16 protein-coding genes and 3 rRNA genes are annotated in these 26,765 nt (G+C 54.4%); 8 read left to right on the forward strand and 11 right to left on the reverse strand.

The window, feature by feature from the left end; genetic code table 11:
• Positions 1-74 precede the first annotated feature (74 nt).
• Positions 75-764 (forward strand): dipeptidase PepE, encoded by a 690-nt coding sequence (gene pepE, locus ACMYSL_RS27385; RefSeq protein WP_434660700.1) that lies wholly within the window; start codon positions 75-77, stop codon positions 762-764.
• Positions 765-988: 224 nt separating this feature from the next.
• Here pepE and ACMYSL_RS27390 read toward each other — a convergent pair whose 3' ends face one another.
• The gene (locus tag ACMYSL_RS27390) at positions 989-2,620 is read right to left on the reverse strand and encodes a Na/Pi cotransporter family protein (RefSeq protein ID WP_181484057.1); all 1,632 of its coding nucleotides are present in this window, start codon (positions 2,618-2,620) and stop codon (positions 989-991) included.
• A 344-nt stretch (positions 2,621-2,964) separates the two neighbouring features.
• Between ACMYSL_RS27390 and ACMYSL_RS27395 the strand changes: the two genes are divergently transcribed.
• Both ACMYSL_RS27395 and ACMYSL_RS27400 read left to right on the forward strand, forming a co-directional pair.
• On the forward strand, positions 2,965-3,234 hold the full coding sequence (locus tag ACMYSL_RS27395) for a DUF1778 domain-containing protein (protein ID WP_142462594.1): 270 nt from the start codon (positions 2,965-2,967) through the stop codon (positions 3,232-3,234).
• Positions 3,235-3,237: 3 nt separating this feature from the next.
• The gene (locus ACMYSL_RS27400) at positions 3,238-3,768 is read left to right on the forward strand and encodes a GNAT family N-acetyltransferase (protein WP_142462595.1); all 531 of its coding nucleotides are present in this window, start codon (positions 3,238-3,240) and stop codon (positions 3,766-3,768) included.
• Between the two features lie 18 nt (positions 3,769-3,786).
• Here ACMYSL_RS27400 and metH read toward each other — a convergent pair whose 3' ends face one another.
• Positions 3,787-7,470 (reverse strand): methionine synthase, encoded by a 3,684-nt coding sequence (gene metH, locus ACMYSL_RS27405; RefSeq protein ID WP_434660701.1) that lies wholly within the window; start codon positions 7,468-7,470, stop codon positions 3,787-3,789.
• Between the two features lie 194 nt (positions 7,471-7,664).
• Here metH and iclR point away from each other — a divergent pair, with 194 nt between their 5' ends.
• On the forward strand, positions 7,665-8,492 hold the full coding sequence (gene iclR, locus ACMYSL_RS27410) for a glyoxylate bypass operon transcriptional repressor IclR (RefSeq protein WP_110277248.1): 828 nt from the start codon (positions 7,665-7,667) through the stop codon (positions 8,490-8,492).
• Positions 8,493-8,501: 9 nt separating this feature from the next.
• Positions 8,502-8,906, forward strand: a complete 405-nt coding sequence (locus tag ACMYSL_RS27415; RefSeq protein ID WP_434664291.1) for an ASCH domain-containing protein — start codon at positions 8,502-8,504, stop codon at positions 8,904-8,906.
• A 14-nt stretch (positions 8,907-8,920) separates the two neighbouring features.
• Here the strand turns inward: ACMYSL_RS27415 and aceK are convergent, their stop codons facing one another.
• The 4 genes from aceK to metA form a co-directional block, all read right to left on the reverse strand.
• Positions 8,921-10,663: a bifunctional isocitrate dehydrogenase kinase/phosphatase gene (gene aceK, locus ACMYSL_RS27420; RefSeq protein ID WP_434660702.1), complete on the reverse strand. Its 1,743-nt coding sequence runs from the start codon at positions 10,661-10,663 to the stop codon at positions 8,921-8,923.
• A 54-nt stretch (positions 10,664-10,717) separates the two neighbouring features.
• Positions 10,718-12,022: an isocitrate lyase gene (aceA, locus tag ACMYSL_RS27425; protein WP_434660703.1), complete on the reverse strand. Its 1,305-nt coding sequence runs from the start codon at positions 12,020-12,022 to the stop codon at positions 10,718-10,720.
• A 31-nt stretch (positions 12,023-12,053) separates the two neighbouring features.
• Positions 12,054-13,655: a malate synthase A gene (gene aceB, locus ACMYSL_RS27430; RefSeq protein ID WP_434660705.1), complete on the reverse strand. Its 1,602-nt coding sequence runs from the start codon at positions 13,653-13,655 to the stop codon at positions 12,054-12,056.
• Positions 13,656-13,915: 260 nt separating this feature from the next.
• Complete coding sequence (gene metA, locus ACMYSL_RS27435; protein ID WP_434660707.1) at positions 13,916-14,845, reverse strand: homoserine O-succinyltransferase MetA; 930 nt, start codon at positions 14,843-14,845, stop codon at positions 13,916-13,918.
• A 156-nt stretch (positions 14,846-15,001) separates the two neighbouring features.
• Here metA and ACMYSL_RS27440 point away from each other — a divergent pair, with 156 nt between their 5' ends.
• On the forward strand, positions 15,002-15,439 hold the full coding sequence (locus ACMYSL_RS27440; RefSeq protein ID WP_182235608.1) for an acetyltransferase: 438 nt from the start codon (positions 15,002-15,004) through the stop codon (positions 15,437-15,439).
• Between the two features lie 100 nt (positions 15,440-15,539).
• Here ACMYSL_RS27440 and rrf read toward each other — a convergent pair.
• From rrf to ACMYSL_RS27455, 3 genes are all read right to left on the reverse strand, one after another.
• Positions 15,540-15,655: ribosomal RNA gene (rrf, locus tag ACMYSL_RS27445) — 5S ribosomal RNA — on the reverse strand.
• Positions 15,656-15,721: 66 nt separating this feature from the next.
• A 23S ribosomal RNA gene (locus ACMYSL_RS27450) occupies positions 15,722-18,627 on the reverse strand.
• A gap of 226 nt (positions 18,628-18,853) precedes the next feature.
• A 16S ribosomal RNA gene (locus tag ACMYSL_RS27455) occupies positions 18,854-20,393 on the reverse strand.
• Together the 16S, 23S and 5S rRNA genes form the textbook arrangement of a ribosomal RNA operon.
• Before the next feature lie 625 nt (positions 20,394-21,018).
• Here ACMYSL_RS27455 and purH point away from each other — a divergent pair.
• Complete coding sequence (gene purH / locus ACMYSL_RS27460; protein WP_434660709.1) at positions 21,019-22,608, forward strand: bifunctional phosphoribosylaminoimidazolecarboxamide formyltransferase/IMP cyclohydrolase; 1,590 nt, start codon at positions 21,019-21,021, stop codon at positions 22,606-22,608.
• Positions 22,609-22,623: 15 nt separating this feature from the next.
• Positions 22,624-23,913 (forward strand): phosphoribosylamine--glycine ligase, encoded by a 1,290-nt coding sequence (gene purD, locus ACMYSL_RS27465; RefSeq protein ID WP_434660711.1) that lies wholly within the window; start codon positions 22,624-22,626, stop codon positions 23,911-23,913.
• Here purD and zraR read toward each other — a convergent pair.
• Positions 23,910-25,241, reverse strand: coding sequence for a sigma-54-dependent response regulator transcription factor ZraR (zraR, locus tag ACMYSL_RS27470; protein WP_304255062.1), 1,332 nt, complete (start codon positions 25,239-25,241; stop codon positions 23,910-23,912). The genes purD and zraR overlap by 4 nt on opposite strands.
• On the reverse strand, positions 25,238-26,629 hold the full coding sequence (zraS, locus tag ACMYSL_RS27475; RefSeq protein WP_434660714.1) for a two-component system sensor histidine kinase ZraS: 1,392 nt from the start codon (positions 26,627-26,629) through the stop codon (positions 25,238-25,240). Before zraS ends, zraR begins: the two co-directional genes overlap by 4 nt.
• Between the last annotated feature and the right edge of the window lie 136 nt (positions 26,630-26,765).

The following is a 26,765-nucleotide window of genomic DNA, read 5'->3' on the forward strand; positions in this document are numbered from 1 at the left end:
CCACGTCAGCAAGCAGAATGATAAGCTGTGCTAACATCCTCAGCCGACGAATCATCTGGCTGAATGGAGAAATAATGGAACTGCTGCTATTAAGTAACTCAACGCTACCGGGCAAAGCCTGGATGGAACATGCGCTACCGACGATTGCCGGGCAGCTAAACGGTCGCCGTTCTGCGGTATTTATTCCTTTCGCCGGGGTGACGCAAACCTGGGACGATTACACTGCGAAAACCGCCGCCGTCTTTGGCCCCATGGGCGTGGCGGTTACCGGAATTCACAGCGTGGCTGACCCGGTGTCGGCGATTGAAAACGCAGAGATAGTTATCGTTGGCGGCGGTAATACCTTCCAGTTGCTGAAAGAGTGCCGCGAGCGCGGCCTGCTGGTGCCGATGGTGGATGTGGTGAAGCGCGGTGCGCTATACGTCGGCTGGAGCGCGGGGGCTAACCTTGCTTGCCCGACCATCCGCACCACTAACGATATGCCGATTGTCGACCCTCAGGGCTTTGATGCGCTGGGGCTGTTCCCGCTGCAGATTAACCCGCATTTCACCAACGCCCTACCGGAAGGCCATAAAGGCGAAACCCGCGAACAGCGCATTCGTGAGTTGCTGGTGGTTGCGCCGGAATTGACAATTATCGGCTTGCCGGAAGGCAACTGGATTCAGGTGACGCAGGGCCACGCGACCCTCGGCGGCCCGAACCCGACGCTGGTGTTCAGGGCTGGAGAAGAGGCGGTAACTCTTAACGCAGGGCATCGTTTCTGATCCCTTGATCTCACTTTCCCGGAGGCGGCGCTCAACGCGCCTGTCCGGGCTACCCAGCCCCAGACCGCACGGGCCTGTAGCCCGGGTAAGGCGTCTGCCGCGACCCGGGGAATTTCCCGGAGGCGGCGCTTGACGCACCTTGTCCGGGTGACCAAACCGCAGACTGCTGTGAACCTGTAGCCCGGTCAGCGCAGCGCCACCGGGGATTTTTGCGACATCACCGGTTAATAATCATCCCGCTCATCGTCCTCATCCGGCTGCTCCATCACGCTATAGGCCACCGAGCAGAACAGCGAGTTCAGACGCTTCATGTCACCCAGTAGCGCCAGATGCAGCGTACTGGTTTCAATACTCTGCACGTTTTGCTGATGCAGGCGGTCAACGTGGGCATGCGAATAGCGACGGTTTAAAATGCGAAAACGATGCTTACTACGCCGCAGACGACGGGCGCTCGGCACGTCACCGGAGAAAAAGACTGACATCGCCAGCTGTAGATTACTCAGTAACTGATCGTACAGCCCATCCAGCTCCTTCAGCCCCTCCATGGAGAAAGCGCGGCGCGCAGCCAGAGATTTATCGGCGATTTCACTGCCCATCCTCTCGACAATATCCGAAGCCTGCTCCAGGTTGAGCGCCATTTCGATGATCTCCGCCCAGCGGCGGGATTCCTCTTCCGCCAGCTCCTCTTTTGGCATCCGCGCCAGATAGAGCTTAATCGCGGTATAAAGCACGTTGATGTCATCCGCCATCCGCCGTAGCTCTTTCTCCTCGCGCGACTCACCGTGCATGATCTTGCGCAGGCCTTCCAGCATCTGCTCCATCGCATCGCCAATACGCAGCGTTTCGCGAGCGGCATTGGCCAGCGCCAGCGCGGGGGTATCCAGCGCCGAAGTATCGAGATGCTTCGGCTTCAGTCGCGCGTCCAGCTCCGGCTCGTCGCGAATCAAACGCTTACAGAGACGGGCCATCGGCTCAGCGAACGGCACCATGGCGATACAGCGGATCAGGTTGTAGAAGACGTGGAAGTAGATAACCAGCTCAGCTTCCGCTAACGGCAGCTTATGCATCACCTCCGCCAGGACATGAACAAACGGCAGGATAATCAGGCTACCCACCAGCTTAAACAGCAGGCTGCCAAGCGCAACGCGGCGCGCGGCGGCATTCGCCCCGCTGTTATTGAGCATCGCCAGCAGCCCAGAGCCGAGGTTAGCGCCAATCACCAGGCACAGCGCGACCGGAAATGAAATCACACCGGTCGAGGTTAACGTGGCGGTCAGCAGCACCGCGGCCAGGCTTGAATAGCTGATGATCGCGAATACCGCGCCAATCAGCGCATCCAGCATAATATCGCCGGTCAACGAGGCGAAAATCACCTGCACGCCGTTGGCCTGGGTGATGGGATGCACCGCCTGTACGATCAGCTCCAGCGCGAGAAGAATCAGCCCCAGGCCAATCCCCACGCGTCCGAGCTGGCCTGCGCGCGTTTGCTTGCGCCCAAGGAAAAAAATCACGCCGATAAAAATCAGCAGCGGCGAAAGCCATGACAGGTCGAAGGTCAGCACCCTCGCCATCAGCGCGGTACCGACGTCCGCCCCCAGCACCATTACCAGCGCAGGAGCCAGCGCCACCAGGTCCTGAGCGACAAAAGAGGTGACCAGCATGGTGGTGGCGTTGCTGCTCTGGACCAGCGCGGTGACACCGATGCCCGCACAGAAGGCGAGCGGCTTTTTCTCCACGCTGCTGCTCAGAACGCTTCGCAGGCGTGCACCGTAGACGCGCATCACGCCGGTGCGAACAATATGGGTGCCCCACACCAGCAGGGCGACGGCAGAAAGCAGGTGTAGCAGAGTTAACACGGAATCAGCTTCTCCTTATATTTATCGGTTCCTGAGGCTCAAGGCATCGGCATCATGCCTGATGGCGCTGCGCTTATCAGGCCTACAAAAGATTCTCCCGTAGCCCAGATAAGGCGTTTACGCCGCCATCCGGCAAGCCGCGCCCGCAAACCTTGTTTCAGTATAAGGGTTTAAACACAATAAAGAGACAGGGCGCTCATTGAGCGCCTTGTTAGTTGTAAGGAAAGGTGACAGTTTGATGGCACCATCAAATCCCCGCAGAAATAACTGTTGAAAAAACATACCGACATCACTACATTTAAATGTACGGATTATCACCGTACATTTAGATTAAAAGACACGTTATGACCGTACTGAAAAAACAACGAATCGATCTGCGATTAACCCCAGATGATAAGTCCATGATTGAAGAAGCCGCCGCACTCACGAACCAGTCAATGACCCAATTTATGGTGAGCAGCGCTTCTGCGCACGCAGCGGAGGTCATTGAACAGCATCGCCGCTTACAGCTGAACGAGGAGTCCTGGAATCAGGTAATGGAAGCCATCAGTAATCCGCCTGAACCTAACGAGCGGTTACGGCAAGCGGCCCGACGTCTGCGTGATATGGAATAAAACATGGATGAACTTCGTATAGAGATGCTATCTGATAACCTTCTCTATAGCATGGATGAATTTGACTGCGGCGATACCACGTTAAACACCTTTCTGACTGCACATCTGAGAAGGCAACATGATGGCAAAATATTAAGGGGATACGTGCTCAGGACGGTCTCGCCCGCCTCTAAAATTCTCGGCTATTACACGCTGTCAGGCAGCAGTTTTGAAAAAGCGACGCTGCCGTCACGTTCACAGCAGAAGAAAGTCATTTATCAAAATGTTCCCTGCGTCATGCTCGGCAGACTGGCGGTAGACAAATCGCTACAAGGTGCTGGATGGGGTTCTACGCTAGTAGCTCATGCGATGAACGTCGTCTATCACGCCTCACACGCCGTGGGTATTTATGGACTTTTTGTTGAGGCAATCAATGAAAAGGCCAGAGAATTTTACATTAGCCTGGGGTTTATTCCTTTAAGCGGTAACAACAACAACGCGCTGTTTTACCCAACCCAATCCATTGAGCAACTATTTGCAAAGCCGGGGCGCTAAACGCCCCGGCAATACCAATTAGTCCGCGTCATATCCCAAATTCGGCGCTAACCAGCGTTCAACTTCCGCCACGCTCATCCCTTTACGCAACGCGTAGTCCTCCACCTGATCGCGCTGAATTTGCGCTACCGCGAAATACTTGCTGTCCGGATGGCTGAAGTACCAGCCGGAAACCGAGGCTCCGGGCCACATGGCGAAGGATTCGGTCAGCTTCATACCGGTGTGTTTCTCCACTTCCAGCAGTTCCCAGATGGTCGCCTTTTCGGTGTGCTCCGGGCAGGCAGGATAACCGGGTGCCGGGCGGATCCCCTGGTAGTTTTCGCGGATGAGTTCCTCGTTGCTGAGGTTCTCGTTCGCCGCATAACCCCAGTACACTTTACGCACGCGCTCATGCAGATATTCAGCAAAGGCTTCCGCCAGACGGTCGGCAATCGCCTTCACCATGATCTTGTTGTAGTCATCGTGCTGCGCCTCGTAAGCATCGGCCAGCGCATCCTCTTCAAGACCGCCGGTTACCGCGAACGCGCCGATGTAGTCCGCTTTCCCTGACAATTTCGGGGCGACAAAATCCGCCAGACAGTAGTTTGCAAAGCCGACTTTCTCGGTCTGCTGGCGCAAATGATGGCCCACGGTCAGCACGTGAGTGCGGGTTTCATCGCGATAAATTTCCACATCGTCGCCGACGCGGTTTGCCGGGAACAGCCCCACCACGCCGCGCGGGTTAAGAGATTTTTCAGCACTCAGCTTATCCAACAGATAGTTGGCATCTTTGAACAGACGCTGCGCCTCAACGCCGACCACTTCATCTTCCAGAATGCGCGGATATTTCCCGGCCAGCGACCAGGTCATAAAGAACGGCGTCCAGTCGATATAGTTACGCAGGGTTTCGATACTGGCTTCAACCTCCTGCACGCCCAGACGATGGGCCACCGGCGGGGTATAGTTTTCCCAGTCAAAGGCCAGATCGTTATCGCGCGCAGCCTCCAGCGTGACCGGCGGCGTACGCGGCTTTTTGCGCGCGTGCTGGATACGCACGGTTTCATACTCTTTACGCGTGCGGGCAACAAAATCATCGTGCTGAGTATCAGACAGTAGCGCGGCAACAATACCTACGGTGCGCGAGGCGTTCTGCACGTAGACCGTCGGGCCACTGTAGTTCTGCTCGATTTTCACTGCTGTATGCGCTTTCGAAGTCGTCGCGCCGCCGATCAGCAGCGGAATGGTAAAGCCCTGGCGTTCCATCTCTTTCGCCACGTTGACCATTTCGTCCAGCGACGGAGTAATCAGTCCGGAAAGGCCAATCAGATCAGCATTCACTTCTCTCGCCGTTCGGAGGATTTTCTCTGCGGGGACCATCACGCCAAGATCGACGATTTCGTAGTTGTTACATTGCAGTACAACCCCAACGATATTTTTACCGATGTCATGAACATCGCCCTTCACGGTCGCAATGACCATCTTGCCGTTGCTGGAGCCTTTCTCTTTGCTGGCTTCGATATACGGTTCAAGATAAGCCACCGCCTGCTTCATCACGCGGGCAGATTTCACCACCTGCGGCAGGAACATTTTCCCTTCACCAAACAGATCGCCAACTACGTTCATACCGTCCATCAGCGGCCCTTCGATGACCTCGATAGGGCGCGCGGCCTGCTGACGGGCTTCTTCGGTATCCAGCTCGATAAATTCGGTAATGCCTTTGACCAGCGAATATTCGAGACGCTTTTTCACTTCCCACGAACGCCATTCAGCCTGCTGGATGTTGGCGCTTTCGTCGGATTTGCTACCGCGATATTTCTCCGCCAGATCCAGCAGACGTTCAGTGCCATCATCGCGGCGGTTCAGAATCACATCTTCAACCGCATCGCGCAGCTCGGCGGGCAGGTCGTCGTAAATCGCCAGCTGACCGGCGTTGACGATGCCCATGTCCATGCCGTTACGGATGGCGTAGTAGAGGAATACTGCGTGAATCGCTTCGCGTACCGGGTCGTTGCCGCGGAACGAGAAAGAGACGTTGGAGACGCCGCCGGAAATTAGCGCATGCGGCAGCTCGCGTTTGATGTCTTCACAGGCACCGATAAAGTCCTGGGCGTAGTTGTTGTGCTCTTCAATGCCGGTTGCCACGGCGAAAATATTCGGGTCAAAAATGATGTCTTCCGGCGGGAAGCCCACTTCTTCGGTGAGAATCTTGTACGCCCGGCGGCAAATCTCAATTTTGCGCGCCCGGGTATCGGCCTGGCCCTGTTCATCAAAAGCCATCACTACCATGGCAGCACCGTAGCGGCGCACTTTTTTGGCATGATGGATAAACGGCTCAACGCCCTCTTTCATCGAGATGGAGTTGACGATGCCTTTGCCCTGAATGCATTTCAGCCCTTTCTCAATGACCTCCCACTTTGAGGAGTCAATCATAATCGGTACGCGGGCAATATCCGGCTCACCGGCGATCAGGTTGAGGAATCGCACCATCGCCGCTTCGGCGTCGAGCATCCCCTCATCCATGTTGATATCGATAATCTGCGCACCGCTTTCCACCTGCTGGCGGGCAACGTCCAGCGCTTCGTTGTATTTTTCTTCTTTAATCAGGCGTTTAAATTTTGCTGAGCCGGTCACGTTGGTACGCTCGCCAACGTTAACGAACAGGCTGTCGTCGCCGATATTCAGCGGCTCAAGGCCTGCGAGACGGCAGGCAACCGGCAGTTCCGGCAACTGGCGCGGCGTCAGCCCTTCAACGGCGCGGCTCATGGCGGCGATATGTTCCGGCGTGGTGCCGCAGCAGCCGCCAACGATATTCAGGAAGCCAGCCTCTGCCCATTCACGGATTTGCGCCGCCATATTGTCGGCGTCCAGGTCGTATTCACCAAAAGCGTTCGGCAGCCCGGCGTTCGGGTGCGCGGTGACGTAGCATTCGGCAATGCGCGACAGCTCCTGCACGTACTGACGCAGTTCATCCGGGCCTAACGCACAGTTGAGACCAAAGGTCAGCGCATCGGCGTGGCGCAGTGAGTTATAGAAGGCTTCAGTGGTCTGGCCGGAAAGCGTACGCCCGGAGGCGTCGGTGATGGTGCCGGAGATCATAATAGGCAGATCCACGCCCAGCGCTTCAAACTCTTCCTTCACCGCAAAAATCGCCGCTTTGGCGTTAAGGGTATCGAAGACGGTTTCAATCAGGATCAGGTCACTGCCGCCCTCCACCAGCGCTTTGGTGGATTCGCGATAGGCCGCCACCAGCCCGTCGAAAGTGATATTGCGAAAGGCCGGGTCGTTGACGTCCGGAGAAATAGACGCGGTGCGGTTAGTCGGGCCGAGAACGCCTGCGACGTAGCGCGGTTTTTCCGGCGTGCGGGCGGTCCAGGCATCGGCGCTGGCGCGGGCCAGTTTCGCCGCCGCAAAGTTGATCTCCGCCGACAGGGATTCCATCTGGTAATCCGCCATCGCGATGGTCGTCGAGTTAAAGGTATTGGTTTCAATGATATCCGCCCCGGCCGCAAAGTAGGCATCGTGGATCGCGGTTATCACCTCCGGCTTGCTGAGAACCAGCAGGTCGTTGTTGCCCTTCAGATCGCACGGCCAGTCGGCAAAGCGATCGCCACGAAAGTCCTGCTCGCTCAGACGATAGCTCTGGATCATGGTGCCCATGCCTCCGTCCAGAACCAAAATACGTTCTTTTAACTGCTGATGCAGTTGCTCAACTTTGCTGCTCACACTCGCTCCCGACAACGCTCAATCAGACCGAAAAAACTCAACAGACCATACTGGCATAAACCTGGAGGGTGGAAAAGAAAACAACGGCAACATGAGACATGTTCAGCTTCACTCATCCGATCAGTCTGGTAGTGATTGCATTATCGCCAAATAAAACGAAAATCATTTCCACGATACAGAAAAAGGAGTCCGCGATGGCTACCCCCGTTCCTGCAAAACGCGGCAGAAAACCTGCCTCACCCGCCGCCGCTCCGGCTGGCGGACAAGTTCAGTCCCTGACACGTGGCCTGAAGCTACTCGAATGGATTTCTGAATCTCATGGCAGCGTCGCGCTGACTGAGCTGGCCCAGCAGGCCGGTTTACCTAATTCGACCACTCACCGCCTGCTGACCACCATGCAACAGTTGGGCTTTGTTCGCCAGGTCGGCGAGCTGGGACACTGGTCGGTGGGGGCGCATGCATTTGTTGTCGGCAGCAGTTTCCTGCAAAGCCGTAACCTGCTGGCGATCGTCCATCCGATTCTGCGCCAACTGATGGAAGATTCCGGCGAGACGGTAAACCTCGCGGTGCTGGACCAGGGCGACCATCAGGCGATTATCATCGACCAGGTACAGTGTACCCAACTGATGCGTATGTCGGCGCCAATTGGCGGCAAGCTGCCGATGCACGCTTCCGGCGCGGGAAAAGCGTTTCTGTCGCAGTTGAGTGAAGAGCAAGTGACCAGCCTGCTGCATCGTAAAGGCCTGCATGCTTATACTCACGCCACGCTGGTGTCGCCGGTGCATCTGAAAGAAGATTTGGCCCAGACGCGTAAACGCGGCTATTCGTTTGATGATGAAGAACACGCGCTTGGCCTGCGCTGCGTGGCATCGTGTATTTATGATGAACACCGCGAGCCGTTCGCCGCGATTTCTATCTCCGGGCCGATTTCGCGCATTACCGACGATCGCGTTACCGAACTGGGGGCGCTGGCGATTAAGGCGGCGAAAGAAGTGACGCTGGCGTATGGAGGAGTGCGATAAATGAGCGATCTGAAATCATACTGGCAAGATAAATACCCTTCTGCTTTCTGCTGGTCTTTCGGTGATTCACCGGAGCTCGCCGACGAGCTGGCAGCCCTGGTCGTCGCCGGGAAAAAGCGCGGCACCTGCGGCTCGCTTGCCAGCTATCAGCAAGAGCTGCCGCCCGTGACGCCTGGGGCATATCACATTGTGCTGGACGGAAAAGGTAAAGCCGTATGCGTCATACGCACCCTGGCGCTCAGGTTGATACGTTTTAACGAAATGAGCGCGGAACTGGCCGCGCAGGAAGGCGAAGGTGATTTGAGCCTGGCTTACTGGCAATCTGCGCATCAGACGTTTTTTGAGCGCGAAGGCACTTGGGCGCCGGATATGGAGCTGGTGTACGAAGAATTCGCCGTTATTGAAGTGGCCTGAACCAGGCCATTTGCTTAACCCGCCTGCTGTAGGTTGTCGTAGCGCACGCAAAAGCGCTGGCGGCGGCGATAGGCGTAGACGTCCTCCACGTGGCCCTCTCGAATCCGCGTTTGCAGCGCCCGCCAGTAATCAGCACGCAGCAGGTCGGCATGCATCTCTTCAAATAGCGGCCCGATGCGCCGGTCAGCGCACAGCCAGTGGCGAAACTCCTCTGGAAAGACATCCCCCGGCGAAACGCTATACCAGGGCTCGCTGGCCAGCTCGTCTTCCGGATAACGTGCAGGCGGTATTTCGCGGAAATTCACTTCGGTCATATAGCAAATTTCATCATAATCGTAGAACACCACCCGGCCGTGGCGCGTGACGCCAAAGTTCTTAAATAGCATATCGCCGGGGAAAATATTAGCGGCGGCCAGTTGACGAATGGCGTTCCCATACTCCTCTACCGCATCGCGCAACGCCTGACCGTCCACCTGCTCCAGCCAGATATTCAACGGCACCATCCGCCGCTCAATATAGAGATGGCTGATGACAATCCGCTCCCCGAGATCGGTGATTTTTGCTCCAGCCTCGGTTTGTAACAGGGTCATGAGTTCAGGCGCAATTTGCCGTTTCTCCAGCACAAAATTTTCAAACTCCTGGGTATCCGCCATTCTTCCCACGCGGTCGTGCTCTTTAACCAACTGATAGCAAGCGCGCACGTGGGCGGCGGTCATCTCTTTTTGCGGCGCAAAATTGTCTTTGATTACCTTAAATACCCGGTCAAATCCCGGCAAGGTGAATACCAACATCACCATCCCGCGAATGCCCGGCGCTTCGATAAATTGCTCATCGCTGCGGGAGATATAGTGCAGGTATTCGCGATAGCTTTCGGTTTTCGCATGCTTCTGACAGCCAATCGCCATATACAGTTCGGCGGTGGTTTTACCCGGCAGGATATCGCGCAGCCATTCGACCAGCGCGCCGGGCAGCGGCGCGTAAACCATAAAATAGGAGCGGGCGAAGCCAAAAACGATACTCGCTTCGGCATGCGTCGTCAGGCAGGCATCGACAAACAGCTCGCCTTCGTCGGTACGATGAATTGGCAGCAGGAAAGGCAGCGTCGTCATTGGCGTGACGAGTTTACCCACCAACCAGGCAGCTTTATTGCGATAAAACAGTTCGTTCGCTACCTGCAAATGCGACCGGGAGAGCAGTTCGCTGCCAAGCGCCTCCTGCAAACAAGCGGTGATATAGCCGATATCACGTGCCCGGTTTTGCCACGGTAGACGCAGAGGGAGATCGGATAACACCTTGCGTAATAAGGTGTCCCAGCCCCGATCGGGGAAGAAATCTTTTGCCAGCGGGCGCGGGATAGAGCGCAAACGGCGCTCGGGCTGTGAACTGAAAATAAAAAGCCGCTCGGGAGTCAGCGAGCGGTGGTCAAACAACCGACAATAGACGGAATTGAAAAAGCTCTCCGCAATTTCGAAGCGAGGGTAATCCGGCAACAAGTGGGTGTAGTGCTCTTTCACCCGCAGCAAAAAATCAGCATCGGTATTTTTGCCATCGGTAATGCAGCGCAGCTGTTCGACAACCAGACCGACATGGTGATCATAGAGATGAATGCGCTGTTTCATTGCCTGCTGGACGGCATGCCAGTCAGCCTGTTCGAAGCGCTGCTGGGCACCGGAAGTGACTTCAAGAAAACGCCCGTACTGGGCGTCAAAACCCTGCAAGATAGTCTGAGCAATCAATAATTCCAGGCCACGCGTCATATCTTCCCCCTCACCCATCCCTCTCCCCCCGGAGCGAGGGAGAGGGGGAAATCATCAGAACTGCTCTTCTTCTGTTGAACCGGTTAACGCCGTGACCGACGAGGCCCCACCCTGAATAATAGTGGTCACCTTATCGAAGTAGCCGGTGCCGACTTCCTGCTGATGAGAGACAAAAGTGTAGCCATCTTTAGCCGCCGCAAACTCCGGCTGCTGGACCTTCTCAACGTAGTGCTTCATGCCTTCGCCCTGAGCGTAAGCGTGCGCCAGGTCGAACATGTTGAACCACATGCTGTGAATACCGGCCAGGGTGATGAACTGATACTTGTAGCCCATATCCGCCAGCTGCTGCTGGAAGCTGGCGATGGTTTTATCATCCAGTTTTTTCTGCCAGTTAAAGGACGGCGAGCAGTTGTAAGCCAGCAGCTTACCCGGATATTTGGCGTGAATCGCATCGGCAAAGCGTTTCGCCAGCTCAAGGTCCGGGGTAGAGGTTTCGCACCACACCAGGTCAGCATACGGTGCGTAGGCCAGCCCGCGACTGATCGCCTGTTCGATACCCGCGTGGGTACGGAAGAAACCTTCGCTGGTACGGTCGCCAGTGATAAATTCGCGATCGTAAGGGTCGCAGTCTGACGTAATTAAATCCGCCGCATCAGCATCAGTGCGAGCAATAACCAGCGTCGGGACACCCATGACGTCGGCCGCCAGGCGCGCGGCAACCAGTTTCTGAATGGCTTCCTGGGTCGGCACCAGCACTTTGCCGCCCATATGACCGCATTTCTTCACCGAGGCCAGCTGATCTTCGAAGTGAACGGCCGCTGCACCGGCCTCAATCATCGATTTCATCAACTCAAACGCGTTGAGTACGCCGCCAAATCCTGCTTCCGCATCGGCGACGATCGGCAGGAAATAATCGGTGTAACGCGGATCGTTCGGCTCAATACCGGCAGACCACTGGATCTGATCCGCGCGGCGGAAAGTGTTGTTGATCCGATCGACAACGGCCGGTACCGAGTTCGCCGGATAGAGCGATTGATCCGGGTACATGCTGGACGCCAGGTTGGCGTCCGCCGCAACCTGCCAGCCAGAAAGATAAATGGCCTCAATACCCGCTTTCGCCTGCTGCAACGCCTGCCCGCCGGTCAGCGCGCCGAGACTGTTGATATAGCCTTTTTTCGCTTCACCGTGCAGCAGCCGCCACATCTTCGCCGCGCCCAGCTGAGCCAGGGTGCATTCCGGATTGACTGAGCCGCGTAATTTCACCACGTCTTCAGCGCTGTATGGGCGGGTAATGCCTTCCCAGCGCGGGTTCGTCCACTCTTTATTTAATTCTTCGATTTGTTGGGTACGAGTTTTCATGTGCAGATGCTCCATATTGTTATGTGGTGAATTAGGCCAGCAGGCGGTAGCCCGGCAGAGTCAGGAAGTCGATTAATTCGTCAGAAGTGGTGATTTGTTCCATCAGGCGGGCGGCTTCATCAAAACGCCCGCTGCTGTAACGGTGCTCGCCAAGTTCGTCCTGAATCACCCGCATCTCTTCAGCCAGCCACTGACGGAACAGCGCTTTGGTCACCGGTTTGCCGTCGCTGAGCGTCTTCTGGTGGTGGATCCACTGCCAAATGGAAGTACGGGAGATTTCGGCAGTGGCCGCATCTTCCATCAGACCGTAAATCGGCACGCAGCCGTTGCCGGAGATCCATGCTTCGATGTACTGCACCGCCACGCGAATATTGGCGCGCATGCCTTCTTCAGTTCGTTCGCCTTCACAAGGAGCCAGCAGTTGCTCGGCGGTAATTGGCGCATCGTCATCACGGGTGACGAACAACTGGTTTTTATTCTCGCCCAGCACGCCGTTAAAGACGGCCATTGCGGTATCCGCCAGCCCCGGATGGGCGATCCAGGTGCCATCGTGGCCGTTATTGGCTTCCAGCGATTTGTCGGCTTTTACCTTATTCAGTACCTGATTATTTCGCTCAGCATCTTTGCTCGGAATAAATGCCGCCATGCCGCCCATCGCAAACGCACCGCGCTTGTGGCAGGTTTTAATCAGCAATCGCGAGTAGGCGCTGAGGAAAGGTTTGTCCATTGTCACGACCTGTCGGTCCGGCAGCACGCGATCCGGGTGGTTCTTCAGGGTTTTGATATAGCTGAAAATGTAGTCCCAGCGCCCGCAGTTCAGACCCACTATATGGTCACGCAGCGCGTGCAGGATCTCATCCATCTGGAAGACGGCCGGCAGCGTTTCAATCAGTAGAGTGGCTTTGATGGTGCCGCGCGGAAGCTCAAAGCGGTCTTCAGTGAAGCTAAAGACTTCACTCCACCACGCGGCCTCCTGCCAGGCCTGAGTCTTCGGCAGATAGAAATAAGGACCGCTATCTTTTGCCAGCAACGCCTTGTAGTTGTGGAAGAAATAGAGAGCAAAATCGAACAGGCTGCCGGGAATAGCATCCCCACGCCATGTCACGTGTTTTTCCGGCAAATGCAGGCCGCGTACACGACAAATAAGTAATGCCGGGTCCGGCTTAAGCTGGTAAATCTTGCCAGCCTCGTTGGTGTAACTAATAGTGCCGTTTACCGCATCACGCAGGTTAATTTGCCCATCAATGACTTTGCTCCATTCGGGTGCCAGCGAGTCTTCAAAATCGGCCATAAAGACTTTCACGTTCGCATTGAGCGCGTTGATGACCATCTTGCGCTCAACCGGGCCGGTAATTTCTACCCTGCGATCCTGTAAGTCTTCAGGAATGCCGCGAATTTTCCAGTCACCATTACGAATGGAAGCTGTTTCCGAAATAAAATCAGGAAGCTTTCCATCATCAATTGCCTTCTGTTGCTGGATTCGTGCCGTCAGCAGTTTATTGCGCTCAGGCGTAAAACGGCTCACCAGTTCGCTCAGGAATTCCACCGCCTCAGGCGTTAAGATTTGCTTTTCCTGTTCGCCGTAGGGCTGACTGAAAGTCAGTTCATCAGTGATTGTCGCCTGCTGCGTCATTGTGCTGCTCCTCTTGGTTGATCCAGTTGGCGCGAACGTAAGATCGTTGTGTAGTTTTCGTTCAGCACAATTAAGATTACGCAATTAAATCACAAAATCAAAAACAATTTCCATTTTTAATTTAAATATCAATTAACTTATTGATAACAATAAAATTAAAAATAAATTACAACATGAAGCAGATTTCGAAAACAAAAAAGGCACCCGAAGGTGCCAGAGGCAAAATGCTGAAACGCTTTAGGATCGTGTTATGTAGAAGATTAATCCAGCGTCGGATTCATATGGCGTAGATCGTATGGCGTGATCTGGTAAACGTAATAGTTGAGCCAGTTGATAAACAGTAAATTACCATGACTTCGCCAGCTGGCTCGTGGTTTGTTCTGCGGATCGTTTTGTGGGAAATAATTGTGCGGGACCTGTGGATCGAGGCCAGCTTCAACATCGCGGAAAAACTCGCTGGCGAGGGTATTCGCATCATACTCTGGATGGCCGGTCACGAAGGCAATACGCTTATCTTTACTGGCAAACAGGTAGGCATCTCCCTCTTCCGTCTCCGCCAGAATCTCTAAATCAGTGTAGTCACGAATCAATACCGCCGGAAAGTCAGCATAGCGTGAGTGTGGAGCAAGGAAGCTATCATCAAAACCGCGAGTCAATAGGGCATGTGGTTGCAGGATATGGTGTTCGTATACACCTGAAATCTTTTCGGAACGAGTCTGTTTTGGGATGCCGTAGAGAATATTGAGGGCGGCCTGTACCGCCCAACAGACAAAAAGCGTCGAGGTAACGTGATCTTTGGCCCATTCAAGGACCTGTTTAATCTGTGGCCAGTAGGCGACATCATTGAACTCAACCAGCCCCAACGGGGCACCGGTAACAATTAGCCCATCAAAGTTTTGATCGCAGATCTCCTCGAAATTACAGTAAAAGTTATTCAGATGCTCCATCGGCGTGTTACGTGATTCCCTGGCATCAATGCGCAGCAGTTGAATATCAAGCTGTAACGGTGAGTTCGATAGCAGGCGTAGGAACTGGTTCTCAGTCTCGATTTTCTTCGGCATCAGGTTGAGGATGAGCACCTTCAGCGGGCGAATTTCCTGAGTTGTCGCGCGAGTTGTCGTCATCACAAAGACGTTTTCATCACGCAAGAAACTGACGGCCGGTAGCTCGTCCTGCACCCGAATTGGCATAACTTGATTACCTCATAGCATACGTATAAACGTTTAGACATCCAGACAGCTGAAGATACCCAGAAATCAGGAGAATGTCGAGCCTGCATGTTCAGGGTGAGAAAGTTTCACGGAGATATTTGAGTTAGAATATAAGAACGAATAAAAGGAGAACATATGGTTATTAACATCCGCCGTTCACGGCATGACGAAGGGGAAAAACTCATTGCGATCTGGTGTCGTTCGGTCGATGCAACGCACAATTTCCTGTCGAAGGAGTATAGGGTAGAGCTGGAAGAGTTAGTGAGATCATTTTTGCCCGAAGCACCACTGTGGGTAGCGGTGACGGAGAAAGATGAGCCTATCGCCTTTATGCTTCTTACTGGTGAACATATGGACGCGTTGTTCGTCGATCCCGATGTCCGCGGCTGTGGCGTGGGGAAATTACTGATCAACCATGCGCTGACGCTATCATCGAAACTGACGACCAACGTCAACGAGCAGAATGAACAGGCGGTTGGATTTTATAAGAAGATGGGCTTCAAGGTGACGGGGCGTTCAGAGACGGACGATCTGGGAAAACCGTATCCGTTGCTCAATTTGGTGCACGAGTAATCTACAAGGCCGGATGAGGCAAAGCTGATATCCGGTTTTTTTAAATACCATAAAAACGCAAAAAGCCCATCCGTCAGGATGGGCTCTTCACTTAATTAATGCCTGGCAGTTCCCTACTCTCACATGGGGAGACCCCACACTACCATCGGCGCTACGGCGTTTCACTTCTGAGTTCGGCATGGGGTCAGGTGGGACCACCGCGCTATTGCCGCCAGGCAAATTCTGTTTAATCTGTATCAAGCTGAAATTCTCTCAAATCCGCCAAAACATCTTCGGCGTTGTAAGGTTAAGCCTCACGGTTCATTAGTACCGGTTAGCTCAACGTATCGCTACGCTTACACACCCGGCCTATCAACGTCGTCGTCTTCAACGTTCCTTCAGGACTCTCAAGGAGTCAGGGAGAACTCATCTCGGGGCAAGTTTCGTGCTTAGATGCTTTCAGCACTTATCTCTTCCGCATTTAGCTACCGGGCAATGCCATTGGCATGACAACCCGAACACCAGTGATGCGTCCACTCCGGTCCTCTCGTACTAGGAGCAGCCCCCTCAATTCTCCAGCGCCCACGGCAGATAGGGACCGAACTGTCTCACGACGTTCTAAACCCAGCTCGCGTACCACTTTAAATGGCGAACAGCCATACCCTTGGGACCTACTTCAGCCCCAGGATGTGATGAGCCGACATCGAGGTGCCAAACACCGCCGTCGATATGAACTCTTGGGCGGTATCAGCCTGTTATCCCCGGAGTACCTTTTATCCGTTGAGCGATGGCCCTTCCATTCAGAACCACCGGATCACTATGACCTGCTTTCGCACCTGCTCGCGCCGTCACGCTCGCAGTCAAGCTAGCTTATGCCATTGCACTAACCTCCTGATGTCCGACCAGGATTAGCTAACCTTCGTGCTCCTCCGTTACTCTTTAGGAGGAGACCGCCCCAGTCAAACTACCCACCAGACACTGTCCGCAACCCGGATTACGGGTCCACGTTAGAACACCAGCCATTAAAGGGTGGTATTTCAAGGATGGCTCCATGCAGACTGGCGTCCACACTTCAAAGCCTCCCACCTATCCTACACATCAAGGACCAGTGTTCAGTGTCAAGCTATAGTAAAGGTTCACGGGGTCTTTCCGTCTTGCCGCGGGTACACTGCATCTTCACAGCGAGTTCAATTTCACTGAGTCTCGGGTGGAGACAGCCTGGCCATCATTACGCCATTCGTGCAGGTCGGAACTTACCCGACAAGGAATTTCGCTACCTTAGGACCGTTATAGTTACGGCCGCCGTTTACCGGGGCTTCGATCAAGAGCTTCTCCGCGAGGATAACCCCATCAATTAACCTTCCGGCACCGGGCAGGCGTCACACCGTATACGTCCACTTTCGTGTTTGCACAGTGCTGTGTTTTTAATAAACAGTTGCAGCCAGCTGGTATCTTCGACTGATTTCAGCTCCATGAGCAAGTCACTTCACCTACCATCAGCGTGCCTTCTCCCGAAGTTACGGCACCATTTTGCCTAGTTCCTTCACCCGAGTTCTCTCAAGCGCCTTGGTATTCTCTACCTGACCACCTGTGTCGGTTTGGGGTACGATTTGATGTTACCTGATGCTTAGAGGCTTTTCCTGGAAGCAGGGCATTTGTTACTTCAGCACCGTAGTGCCTCGTCATCACACCTCAGCGTTGAATAACGTTCCGGATTTACCTGGAACATCCGCCTACATGCTTAAACCGGGACAACCGTCGCCCGGCTAACATAGCCTTCTCCGTCCCCCTTCGCAGTAACACCGAGTACAGGAATATTAACCTGTTTCCCATCGACTACGCCTTTCGGCCTCGCCTTAGGGGTCGACTCACCCTGCCCCGATTAACGTTGGACAGGAACCCTTGGTCTTCCGGCGAGCGGGCTTTTCACCCGCTTTATCGTTACTTATGTCAGCATTCGCACTTCTGATACCTCCAGCAACCCTCACAGGCCACCTTCAACGGCTTACAGAACGCTCCCCTACCCAACAACGCATAAGCGTCGCTGCCGCAGCTTCGGTGCATGGTTTAGCCCCGTTACATCTTCCGCGCAGGCCGACTCGACCAGTGAGCTATTACGCTTTCTTTAAATGATGGCTGCTTCTAAGCCAACATCCTGGCTGTCTGTGCCTTCCCACATCGTTTCCCACTTAACCATGACTTTGGGACCTTAGCTGGCGGTCTGGGTTGTTTCCCTCTTCACGACGGACGTTAGCACCCGCCGTGTGTCTCCCGTGATAACATTCTTCGGTATTCGTAGTTTGCATCGGGTTGGTAAGTCGGGATGACCCCCTAGCCGAAACAGTGCTCTACCCCCGAAGATGAGTTCACGAGGCGCTACCTAAATAGCTTTCGGGGAGAACCAGCTATCTCCCGGTTTGATTGGCCTTTCACCCCCAGCCACAAGTCATCCGCTAATTTTTCAACATTAGTCGGTTCGGTCCTCCAGTTAGTGTTACCCAACCTTCAACCTGCCCATGGCTAGATCACCGGGTTTCGGGTCTATACCCTGCAACTTAACGCCCAGTTAAGACTCGGTTTCCCTGCGGCTCCCCTATACGGTTAACCTTGCTACAGAATATAAGTCGCTGACCCATTATACAAAAGGTACGCAGTCACCCAACAAGTGGGCTCCTACTGCTTGTACGTACACGGTTTCAGGTTCTGTTTCACTCCCCTCGCCGGGGTTCTTTTCGCCTTTCCCTCACGGTACTGGTTCACTATCGGTCAGTCAGGAGTATTTAGCCTTGGAGGATGGTCCCCCCATATTCAGACAGGATACCACGTGTCCCGCCCTACTCTTCGAGTTCACAGCCTGTGCGTTTTTGTGTACGGGAGTATCACCCTGTACCCTGCGACTTTCCAGACGCTTCCACTAACACACAAACTGATTCAGACTCTGGGCTCCTCCCCGTTCGCTCGCCGCTACTGGGGGAATCTCGGTTGATTTCTTTTCCTCGGGGTACTTAGATGTTTCAGTTCCCCCGGTTCGCTTCGTTAAGCTATGTATTCACTTAACGATAGTGTGTCGAAACACACTGGGTTTCCCCATTCGGAAATCGTCGGTTATAACGGTTCATATCACCTTACCGACGCTTATCGCAGATTAGCACGTCCTTCATCGCCTCTGACTGCCAGGGCATCCACCGTGTACGCTTAGTCGCTTAACCTCACAACCCGAAGATGTTTCACTTCATGATTGCGAAAATTTGAGAGACTCGAACACACCGTCATGCTGTTCTTATTACGGAGAACAGACGCAGTGTGTCGTTTCAATTTTCAGCTTGATCCAGATTTTTAAAGAGCAAAACTTCTTAATACACTCGAAAGTACATTAAGAAGTTCATCATTCATCAGACAATCTGTGTGAGCACTACAAAGGCAGGTTCTTTAAGGTAAGGAGGTGATCCAACCGCAGGTTCCCCTACGGTTACCTTGTTACGACTTCACCCCAGTCATGAATCACAAAGTGGTAAGCGCCCTCCCGAAGGTTAAGCTACCTACTTCTTTTGCAACCCACTCCCATGGTGTGACGGGCGGTGTGTACAAGGCCCGGGAACGTATTCACCGTGGCATTCTGATCCACGATTACTAGCGATTCCGACTTCACGGAGTCGAGTTGCAGACTCCGATCCGGACTACGACATACTTTATGAGGTCCGCTTGCTCTCGCGAGGTCGCTTCTCTTTGTATATGCCATTGTAGCACGTGTGTAGCCCTACTCGTAAGGGCCATGATGACTTGACGTCATCCCCACCTTCCTCCAGTTTATCACTGGCAGTCTCCTTTGAGTTCCCGGCCGAACCGCTGGCAACAAAGGATAAGGGTTGCGCTCGTTGCGGGACTTAACCCAACATTTCACAACACGAGCTGACGACAGCCATGCAGCACCTGTCTCAGAGTTCCCGAAGGCACCAAAGCATCTCTGCTAAGTTCTCTGGATGTCAAGAGTAGGTAAGGTTCTTCGCGTTGCATCGAATTAAACCACATGCTCCACCGCTTGTGCGGGCCCCCGTCAATTCATTTGAGTTTTAACCTTGCGGCCGTACTCCCCAGGCGGTCGACTTAACGCGTTAGCTCCGGAAGCCACTCCTCAAGGGAACAACCTCCAAGTCGACATCGTTTACAGCGTGGACTACCAGGGTATCTAATCCTGTTTGCTCCCCACGCTTTCGCACCTGAGCGTCAGTCTTTGTCCAGGGGGCCGCCTTCGCCACCGGTATTCCTCCAGATCTCTACGCATTTCACCGCTACACCTGGAATTCTACCCCCCTCTACAAGACTCTAGCCTGCCAGTTTCGAATGCAGTTCCCAGGTTGAGCCCGGGGATTTCACATCCGACTTGACAGACCGCCTGCGTGCGCTTTACGCCCAGTAATTCCGATTAACGCTTGCACCCTCCGTATTACCGCGGCTGCTGGCACGGAGTTAGCCGGTGCTTCTTCTGCGAGTAACGTCAATCACTAAGGTTATTAACCTTAATGCCTTCCTCCTCGCTGAAAGTACTTTACAACCCGAAGGCCTTCTTCATACACGCGGCATGGCTGCATCAGGCTTGCGCCCATTGTGCAATATTCCCCACTGCTGCCTCCCGTAGGAGTCTGGACCGTGTCTCAGTTCCAGTGTGGCTGGTCATCCTCTCAGACCAGCTAGGGATCGTCGCCTTGGTGAGCCGTTACCTCACCAACAAGCTAATCCCATCTGGGCACATCTGATGGCATGAGGCCCGAAGGTCCCCCACTTTGGTCTTGCGACGTTATGCGGTATTAGCTACCGTTTCCAGTAGTTATCCCCCTCCATCAGGCAGTTTCCCAGACATTACTCACCCGTCCGCCGCTCGTCACCCGAGAGCAAGCTCTCTGTGCTACCGCTCGACTTGCATGTGTTAGGCCTGCCGCCAGCGTTCAATCTGAGCCATGATCAAACTCTTCAATTTAAGTTTGATGCTCGTGAATTAAACTTCGTAATGAATTACGTATGTTCACTCAGAGACTTGGTATTCATTTTTCGTCTTGCGACGTTAAGAATCCATGTCACTTTGAGTGCCCACACAGATTGTCTGATAAATTGTTAAAGAGCAGTGCAACGCGGCTTTCGCTCACCGTTGCGAGGTGGCGTATAATACGCTTTCCTCTTTCAGAGTCAACCTTATTTTCAGGCTTTTCTCTTCAACCGACCCGGCTGTTTGTGTGAAGTGATTCACATCTGCCGTGTCGATGGAGGCGCATTATAGGGAGTTCCCGAGCATCCGCAATAGTTAAATTGCAGAAAAATGACTGACTGCTGCAATCCCCAGCAGAAGCCCACTTTATACCCTGTTGCACACAGAATTATCCACAGACAACTGGCGATATCCTTCTACAACGGCCCTCCCCCTTCTCTATATAAGCAGCAATTCAGGGCAAAAAAGAGAAAGATAAAAATTCGCGAGCGTTGCGCAAACGTTTTCGTTACAATGCCGCGCTATAACAAGGACGCCCGGTTGGGTGCGTTAGGTGAGTTTTTAGACAAAAACTCACCTAACGCTCTCTGTAATATTCAAATCCTGGGGATTTAATACCATGCAACAACGTCGTCCAGTCCGCCGCGCACTGCTCAGTGTTTCTGACAAGGCCGGTATCGTCGAATTCGCGCAGGCACTTTCCGCTCGTGGTGTAGAGCTACTGTCTACAGGTGGTACTGCACGCCTGCTGGCTGAGAAAGGTCTGCCGGTAACCGAAGTCTCTGACTACACCGGTTTCCCGGAAATGATGGATGGACGCGTGAAGACCCTACATCCGAAAGTACACGGCGGCATTCTCGGTCGTCGTGGTCAGGATGATGGCATTATGGAACAGCACGGTATCGCACCCATCGATATGGTTGTCGTTAACCTTTATCCGTTCGCCGAGACCGTTGCCCGTGAAGGCTGTTCGCTGGAAGATGCGGTAGAGAATATTGATATCGGCGGCCCGACCATGGTTCGTTCAGCGGCAAAGAACCATAAAGATGTGGCCATCGTGGTGAAGAGCAACGACTACGAAGCTATTATTAATGAGATGGATGCCAACGAAGGCTCCCTCACTCTGGAAACCCGCTTCGACCTCGCCATCAAAGCTTTCGAACATACCGCGGCCTACGACAGCATGATTGCCAACTACTTCGGCAGCATGGTTCCGGCCTATTATGGTGAAAGCAAAGAAGCTGCGGGTCGCTTCCCGCGTACTCTTAACCTGAACTTCATTAAGAAGCAGGATATGCGCTACGGCGAAAACAGCCACCAGCAAGCTGCCTTCTATATAGAAGAGAATGTTAAAGAGGCTTCCGTTGCCACTGCGACCCAGGTCCAGGGCAAAGCGCTCTCTTATAACAACATCGCCGATACCGATGCCGCGCTGGAGTGCGTGAAAGAGTTCAACGAACCGGCCTGCGTTATCGTTAAGCATGCTAACCCATGCGGTGTGGCCGTCAGCACCTCTATTCTCGACGCTTACGACCGCGCCTATAAAACCGACCCAACTTCTGCGTTTGGCGGCATCATCGCTTTCAACCGCGAACTGGATGCCGAAACGGCACAAGCCATTATCTCCCGCCAGTTTGTGGAAGTGATCATTGCACCGTCTGCAACAGAAGAAGCGCTGAAAATCACTGCCGCCAAACAGAACGTACGCGTCCTGACCTGTGGTCAGTGGGCAAACCGCGTTGCCGGTCTGGACTTCAAGCGTGTGAACGGCGGCCTGCTGGTTCAGGATCGTGACCTGGGTATGGTCACCGAAGGCGAACTGCGCGTGGTTTCCAGGCGTCAGCCTACCGAACAGGAACTGCGCGATGCGCTGTTCTGCTGGAAAGTGGCGAAGTTCGTCAAATCTAACGCCATTGTCTACGCCAAAGAGAATATGACCATCGGGATAGGCGCAGGCCAGATGAGCCGCGTTTACTCCGCCAAAATCGCCGGGATTAAAGCCGCCGACGAAGGGCTGGAAGTCAAAGGTTCCGCCATGGCTTCCGACGCGTTCTTCCCGTTCCGTGATGGTATTGATGCCGCTGCCGCCGTTGGCGTGAGCTGCGTTATCCAGCCTGGCGGTTCTATTCGCGACGAAGAGGTGATTGCCGCTGCCGACGAACACGGCATTGCGATGATCTTCACCGACATGCGCCACTTCCGCCATTAATCCACGGAGCAGACGATGAAAGTATTAGTTATTGGCAACGGCGGGCGCGAGCACGCCCTGGCCTGGAAAGCGGTACAGTCACCAAATGTCGATACCGTTTTTGTCGCACCGGGTAACGCGGGCACCGCGCTGGAGCCTGCGCTGCAAAACGTGGCTATCGGTGTTACCGATATCCCGGCACTGTTGGCCTTTGCCCAGAGCGAGAAGATTGACCTGACTATCGTCGGCCCGGAAGCGCCGCTGGTGATTGGCGTGGTCGACGCCTTCCGCGCCGCCGGTCTGAAAATCTTTGGCCCCACCGAAGGTGCCGCGCAGCTTGAAGGCTCAAAAGCCTTCACCAAAGATTTTCTCGCCCGTCATAACATTCCGACGGCGGAATATCAGAACTTCACCGAAATCGAACCCGCGCTGGCTTACCTGCGCGAGAAAGGCGCACCCATTGTCATCAAAGCCGACGGTCTGGCTGCCGGTAAAGGCGTTATCGTGGCAATGACGCTTGAAGAAGCCGAAGCCGCCGTGCATGACATGCTGGCAGGCAACGCTTTTGGCGACGCGGGTCATCGTATCGTGATCGAAGAGTTCCTCGACGGTGAAGAGGCGAGCTTTATCGTGATGGTCGATGGCGAGCACGTGCTGCCGATGGCCACCAGCCAGGACCACAAACGTGTTGGCAATGGCGACACCGGCCCGAACACCGGCGGGATGGGCGCCTACTCACCGGCACCCGTCGTGACCGATGAAGTTCACCAGCGCACTATGGAACGTATTATTTGGCCAACCGTCAAAGGCATGGCAGCGGAAGGAAACACCTACACCGGCTTCCTGTACGCAGGCCTGATGATCGATAAACAGGGCAACCCGAAGGTTATCGAATTCAACTGTCGCTTCGGCGATCCAGAAACTCAGCCGATCATGCTGCGCATGAAATCGGATCTGGTGGATCTGTGTCTGGCCGCTTGTGAAGGCAAGCTGGACGAACAAACCTCCGAATGGGATGAACGCGCCGCGTTAGGCGTGGTAATTGCCGCCGGAGGTTATCCGGCTGACTACCGTACCGGGGACGTTATCCACGGCCTGCCGCTGGCAGAAACCGCAAACGGTAAAGTATTCCATGCAGGGACTAAGCTCGCGGATGACGACCGTGTGTTGACCAGCGGCGGTCGCGTACTATGCGCCACCGCATTGGGTCATACCGTTGCCGAAGCGCAGAAACGCGCTTACGCCCTGATGACCGATATTCGCTGGGACGACAGCTTTAGCCGTAACGACATCGGCTGGCGCGCTATCGAACGCGAGCAAAACTAGCGGCTAAGCTTAGCCAGCAGCGTTTTGCGCGTAATGCCTAACTGGCGGGCGGCTTCAGTTTTGTTGCCGCCCGTTTTTTCAAGCGCCGCCAGAATCACCTCTTTTTCTACTTCCACCAGCGGTTGAATCACATCATCGGATAGTGACAACGCCGGAAGTGGCGTACCGGCAATCGACAACGGTAGCTCGCGTTCGGAAATATACTCTCCCGTCAGCAGAACCACCGCCCGCTCTACCGCGTTTTCCAGCTCACGAATATTGCCAGGCCAGTCGTAGTGGATCAGCAAATCCATCGCCTGCGGCGTAAAACCCTGCACCGCCTTGCGGTTCCGCTCGGCATAACGTTGCAGGAAATAGCGCGCCAGCTGTGGGATATCTTCTCGACGCTGACGCAACGGCGGCATGTCGATAGTCACCACGTTCAGGCGATAGTAGAGATCCTGACGAAAGCGACCGGCACTCACCTCTTCGGCTAAATCGCGATGGGTGGCGGCAATCAGTCTGACATCAACCTTAATCGTCTGATTACTCCCAACGCGTTGAACTTCTCGTTCCTGGATCGCTCGTAACAATCGCACCTGCATCAGCGGTGAGATATCACCAATCTCATCGAGGAATAATGTGCCGCCATCGGCTTGCTCAAAACGCCCTTCCCGCCGTTTATCGGCCCCGGTAAACGCCCCCTTCTCATGACCGAACAGCTCCGACTCCAGCAGCGATTCATTGAGCGCCGCACAGTTCAGCGTCACCAGCGGTTGATTATTACGCCTGCTACTGGCGTGGAGCGCACGGGCAACCAGCTCTTTGCCGGTACCTGACTCACCGCAGATCAACACTGTCGCGTCAGATGGCGCCACCAGGGCGATATTGCTGAGTAGCGTCTGCATCGCCGGGCTATCACCCACCATGCCAAATTGTGCTGCTGGGCCTGGTTCCATGCCGCTATCGGACTGGCGCGTATGTGCCAACGCCTGGGCAAGCGTCTCCTGCAGTTTGTCAAAATCCAGCGGTTTGATGAGATAATCCAGCGCCCCGGACTTGATAGCTTCAACCGCCGTTCCTACGCTGGAGAAAGCGGTCATGATGAGTACCGGAATTGCCGGGTTGTATGCCTTAATTTCCTTGAGCGTTTCGATACCGTCCATCTCCGCCATACGGATATCGCACAGCACCAGGTCAAATACTTTTTGCTTCACTAGCTCCAGAGCCAACAGCCCGTTGTGGGCCAATGCGACGTTATAGCCCCAGCCCCGCAGTAAGGCCTGGAGGATCGTGCAATGGCTGACATCGTCATCAACAACCAGAATGTCTACCTTCTCATCCGTCATCCTTGTTCATCCTTTTGTTGCGCGCTCACCGGCAGATAAAGCGTAAAAACGGCGCCTTTTCCCGGCGTACTGTCGGCGTGGATCGTTCCGCCATGTTGTTCAACAATATTCTGCACTACCGCCAGCCCCAGTCCGGTGCCATCTGCTTTGGTCGTAAAATAGGGGGTGAAGATGGCCTGTCTTTGCTCTGCTGTCATCCCTTTTCCACTATCGGTCACGACGATTTTCACTCTTTGACCATCGCATTCACCGACTTCCACGCGAATCGTCCCATGATGTCCAATGGCCTGCATCGCGTTGAGATACAGGTTCAGTAATACCTGCTTAAGCCTGTCAGGGTCGGCCTGAATCCGGCGTAGCGAAGGCTGAGCGTTAAAGTTCAGCTCGATAGCGCGGCTCTGCGCATCCTGACCAATCAGTTGCAGCGAGTGGGTAATAACCTCATTCAAATCAACCCATTGATATTTTAAATGTGCCGGACGCACCAGTTCCAGAAGTTCGCTGACCACCCGGTTTAAACGATCGGCTTCTTTTGCCATCACCTGGGCCAACTGATGCGCTTCGCCGTCGGGCGGGGTACGTTCAGCAAAATACTTTGCCAGCCCTTTAATGGATGATAACGGGTTACGAATTTCATGCGCGACGCCCGCAGCCAAATGCCCGATCGCCACCAGTTTCTCTTTACGCGCCATCGCTTCCTGTAGTTGCTTACGCGAGCGCTGATAGCGTCGGAACCAAAATTGAGCCAGCACGGTTGCCACCATCACCACGCCTGCCGCGCACAGCATAACGATCATATTCCGCAGACCACGGGCGTTGTCGGCATCCAGTTCCCGGGCATCAAAGGCGATAAAAATGACCTGCGGCACCTGAGCACGCAGGTCGGCAGATTCGCGGCGCATCATCATGCGCATATGGTGAGCGCCCCCACCGTTAAGCGGGCGAAACTGGCGATAGATTTCCAGTGCCGGCTCCGGTTTTTCAAGCCGCCGCCAGCGTTCCTCGCTGCCAATGTTCAACTCGCGCATCGCATCGGCAGGATACAGCGTCCCACCAACCTGCTGCGGATCGCTATGAGCAATAATTTTGCCATTCTCATCCGTCACCGCAAACCACAGTACGCCAGGCTGCCAGGCCATCTCCTCAAGCAATGCCTGAAGCTGGGCGTGATGCATACGCATTCCCATACCGACGCGAGTTCCGGACTCAAGGGCGCGAATCAGTACGCTGCCTTTTTCCTGAATGGTCTGGCGCGCGGCGTCGTTCTCACGACCATTGTCGCGCACGATAAGTACGGAAAACAGGCACACCAGCAGTAAGATGAGGCCAGTCAATAGCCAGCTCAGCCCAACGGCGACAGAATCCTTCGACAACCGCATCACGTTCATTGCAACTCCCTTTTATCAGGCTCTACGGTTCCCAGCAGAAATCATGCCATTTTTCCGGCCCGGCAAACGGGCTCTCAGGCATAAACCCGCAAGACGGCGGGTAAAAATGACCCGCATCGATCTTTTCCGCGAGTCA

This window comes from Klebsiella sp. MISC125 (assembly GCF_051131775.1).
Classification (GTDB): Bacteria; Pseudomonadota; Gammaproteobacteria; order Enterobacterales; family Enterobacteriaceae; genus Klebsiella.